Raw genomic sequence first — 3,818 nt, forward strand, 5'->3', positions numbered from 1 at the left:
CGGGACGCCACCGCCCGCGCCTCCGACGTCTCCGGGATCTGCGACCCCGTGCTCGACCGGGCGTTGGGCGTGTCCGGCGGGGACGCGTCGGCGCCGACGGCCACACCCGATCTGGTCGCCGCGGGAGAACGCGTCGCCGACCTGGCGCTGCGGGTGCCGCTCGTGCGCCCCACCCTGCTGCTGGCCACCGACGGGGTCGACGTGAGCGGACCCGGTACCGACCCCGGCGCCGACCCGGACGGCGGGGCTCCGGCCACGGCTTCGGTCACCGACGTCTTCGACACCGCACCCACCTGGAGGAGGACCGGATGACCCCGACGCCCGCGACCCCGGCCGCGGACGGGCTGCGCGCCCTGTTCATGCACGCCCATCCCGACGACGAGGCGATCACCACCGGTGGCACGATCGCCGCGCTGGTCGCGGCCGGCGCCGAGGTCCGCGTGATCACCTGCACCCTCGGCGAGGAGGGGGAGGTCCTCGGAGATGCGTTGTCCGGGCTCGTCGCCGACCGCGCCGACCAGCTGGGCGGGTACCGGATCGGGGAACTCGGGATCGCGCTGCGCGCCCTCGGCGTGGACCGCACCCGGTTCCTCGGCGGGGCCGGCCGCTGGCGGGACTCGGGGATGGCGGGCACGCCGTCGGCCGACCACCCGCGTGCGTTCGTCCGGTCCGGAAGCGAGGCCGTCGACGAGCTGGTGGCGATCCTCGACGACTTCCGGCCCCACCTCGTGGTGACCTACGACCCCCGTGGCGGGTACGGACACCCGGACCACATCCGGGCCCACGAGGTGGTGCACGCCGCGGTCGAGGAGTCCGCCCACCGGCCCGACCGCGTGGCGTGGACCGTCACCGCGCGCTCCGAGCTCGACCGAACGCACCCCGAGCCGCCCGCCCACCTCCGTCACGCCGAACCGGACGAACTGCCGTCCGTGCCGGACTCGCGCCTCACCCACCGCGTCCCGCTGGACGACGCGGACTACGCCGCCAAGCTGGAGGCCCTCACCGGGCACGCCACCCAGCTCGAGCTCGTGCCCGGGCCCGAGGGGGAGCAGTGGTTCCTCGCCCTGACCAACGCCGTCCTGCAACCCGTCCCCCAGGTGGAGTGGTACATCGCCCACGACCGGACCGGCGACGACGGGCCCTACGTCAGATGCCAGCCCGGCTCGGCCCACCTGTTCGACGGCCTCCGCGGGGACGCGTCGTGACCGCTGCGGCCGGTGCGGCCGCCGTGCCCACGGCCACCGACCCGGCCCGCCCGGCCCGGCCCGCCTCGGCGGTGGAGTTCGGGATCGCCCTGGTGCTCCTGGCGATCGCCGCGGCGACCAGCTGCGTGCTGGCCTCGGCCTGGCTGACGATGTACCTGGGCCCCGTGCCGATGCCCGTCAGCGTGCTGGCGGCCGGCGCCTGGTCTCTGTTCCTCGTCCGCGTCGCCTCGACGTGGTCGGACCGGAGGATCGTCGCGGCGTTCCCCGCCCTGGCGTGGATCCTCACGCTCGTCGCGCTCGACCTGGGCCCGGGCGGCGACATGCCGGTGCCCGTCGGCCTGCGCGGACTGGCGCTGCTGGTCTTCGGCGGCCTCATCCCGCTGTGGGTGGCCACCCTGCGGGTCTCACCCGCGCCGGACCCCCAGCGACGGTGACACGCGGCCGCCCGGGTCGGCGTCGTGGTGCCAGACGTCGGTGATGCCCGGCGTCAGCGCCTCGGCCAGCGCCCACGCCTCGTCGGCGTCGATGTCCATCACGGAGTAGACGCCGTTGCCGGCCGGGGTCGCCGCCGCCACCGTCGCCACGCCCGCCGAACGCTGGAAGACCGACTGAGTGACGGTCCAGCCGATGATCCCGTCGGCCTCGAGGACCGTCCGCTTGGCGGTCCACGACCCGTGCGAGGTGACCAGCATCCCCGGCAGCAGCGCGTGCCCGAGCATGCGGATGCGGTCCGCCGCGAGCAGCAGGAAGAACACGAGCGCGGCCGGGATGCCCCACTCCACCCAGATGTCGGCGGACGGGCCGGAGTCGATCCGCACGAGCACGATCAACCCGGCGACGACCCAGAAGGGCAGCAGGCCGCGCGTGATGCGCCGCCGGGCCGCCTTCCACGGATGGCGACGCAGCGGGATGGTCACCGGCGTCGAGTCCCCGAGGATGCGGATCGCGACCCGGCGCACGTCCTTGATCGGCGCCTGCGGCAGCAGCGTGGACGCCGTGGCGCCCTTCTTGGTGCCCGTCATGATCGGCTCGAGGCGGCCGCCCCCGAGCATCCGCAGGTACACCGGCAGGCGCATCTCCACTCCGCGCAGGCGGGCCTTGTCCAGCGCCTGGTGCTTACGCCGCAGGACGCCGTTCTGCACGTAAAGCAGCTGGCCGTGATCGGTGAGTGCGTACTTGCCGTAGCGGATCGCGTACGTGATGATCGCGAGCACCCCGGCGACCGCCCAGATGGCGACGCCCTTGCCCACGAACGCCCACGGCTGCCCCAGCGAGTCCAGCCAGGCGATGGTGCCCTCGACCAGCGCGAGGTCCATGATCCGGTCGTGCATGTCGCCCATCTGCCACGTGATGAGCCACAGGGAGAACAGGACGCCGAACCCGATGAAGGAGAACGGCGCGAACCGGGCCCACGTGACCTTCCACTGCGCGATGTCCTCGCCGTACTTGGACCCCCACTGCACCTCGTCCTCCTCGGAGAGGGACGGGTCCAGCGCACGCCGGTGCTTGAGCAGCTCGTCGCGCAGCGGCTCCACGAGCGCCGTGTCGATCGCGTCCAGTCGGAACCGCTCGGCGTCGGACTTTCCCGAGTCCGCGCGGCCGGTGCCCACCTCCACGATCGAGACCCTCAGAACCCGGTGGAACAGGTCGGACTCGGTGTCCACGCTGCGGATCCGCTGCCGGGCCACCGTGACCACCTGGCGGCTGAAGAAGCCCTTGCGCAGGATGATGTGCGTGCGGCCGACCTGGTAGCTGGTCGAGAGCCACCGCAGCACGCCACCGAGGATCACCATCGAGACGATGACGATCTCGAACCAGTAGTTGCTCCGGTTGGAGCCCAGCCACAGGGAGATGAGGAACAGCGGCAGGAGCCTGGTGAGCATCCCGAGGGGATAGACGAGCAGCATGCGCCACGAGAGGCGCTCCCACGGCGCCTCGGGGTCGACCTTCTCCGCCACCGCGGGTTCGTCGGCCGCCAGGACCTCCTCCGCCGGTCCGGCCTCCGGTGCGGTGGCGGTGTCGACGGTGGAGCGGCCCTCGTCGTCGTCGCCGTCGGGTCGTCCCCCCGCGCCGGGCGCGGTCACCGAACCGCTCACGTCCCGTCCCCCGCGTCCAGGTTGGCGATCGCGATGAGGTGCTGCGCCAACGCCTCGGCGTCCGCGAGGTTCAGGCCGCGGATCTGCACCGTCCCCTGCGCGGAGGCGGTGGACGCGTTGACCGTCGCGAGGCCGAACCAGCGCTCGAACAGCGTCCGCGTGGTGTACACGCTCTGCAGTCGCGCCAACGGGGCGATGCGGAACTGGGTGGTCCACCACCCCTGGCGCGAGCACACCGCCGTGTCCGACACGTCCCACCGGGCGACCAGGTAGCGCCACCACGGCGCCACGACGATGCCCATGAACGCGAACGGCACCGTCACGCCCAGGGCGACCCAGTTCCAGAAGCCCATGACGTTCTCACCCCAGTAGAACCAGGCGACCTGCAGGCCCGCGAGGACGGCCCACGACCAGATCCCCTCGATCACGAACAGCAACGCGGTCCGCTTCTCGATACGGTGCCGCGGCGCGGTCACCAGCACCCGGTTGGAGGTGAGCAGGGCGTCGCCGGCGTCCG

General features: G+C 72.9%; 4 protein-coding genes and 1 pseudogene. 3 read left to right on the top strand and 2 right to left on the bottom strand.

Annotated elements, in window-relative coordinates; genetic code table 11:
- The 3 genes and pseudogenes from G6030_RS11740 to G6030_RS11750 all read left to right on the top strand — a co-directional run.
- Nucleotides 1-312, top strand: a pseudogene (locus tag G6030_RS11740) (ABC transporter family substrate-binding protein); the annotation flags it as partial.
- Nucleotides 309-1,205 (top strand): N-acetyl-1-D-myo-inositol-2-amino-2-deoxy-alpha-D-glucopyranoside deacetylase, encoded by an 897-nt coding sequence (gene mshB / locus G6030_RS11745; RefSeq protein ID WP_063972051.1) that lies wholly within the window; start codon nucleotides 309-311, stop codon nucleotides 1,203-1,205. The pseudogene G6030_RS11740 and the gene mshB, both read left to right, overlap by 4 nt.
- On the top strand, nucleotides 1,202-1,639 hold the full coding sequence (locus tag G6030_RS11750; protein WP_347238649.1) for a hypothetical protein: 438 nt from the start codon (nucleotides 1,202-1,204) through the stop codon (nucleotides 1,637-1,639). Before mshB ends, G6030_RS11750 begins: the two co-directional genes overlap by 4 nt.
- Here the strand turns inward: G6030_RS11750 and G6030_RS11755 are convergent.
- Nucleotides 1,610-3,301, bottom strand: a complete 1,692-nt coding sequence (locus G6030_RS11755) for a PH domain-containing protein (RefSeq protein WP_231888806.1) — start codon at nucleotides 3,299-3,301, stop codon at nucleotides 1,610-1,612. The two genes, G6030_RS11750 and G6030_RS11755, sit on opposite strands and share 30 nt — an antisense overlap.
- A partial coding sequence (locus G6030_RS11760) for a PH domain-containing protein (protein WP_182643246.1) occupies nucleotides 3,298-3,818 on the bottom strand: 521 nt, incomplete at its 5' end. The genes G6030_RS11760 and G6030_RS11755, both read right to left, overlap by 4 nt.

It is taken from the genome of Dietzia sp. E1 (assembly GCF_014145015.1).
Lineage (GTDB): Bacteria > Actinomycetota > Actinomycetes > Mycobacteriales > Mycobacteriaceae > Dietzia > Dietzia cinnamea_A.

Coding starts and splice junctions, on each gene's coding strand:
- mshB (WP_063972051.1), top strand. CDS start 309: ATGACCCCGACGCCCGCGACCCCGGCCGCGGACGGGCTGCGCGCCCTG.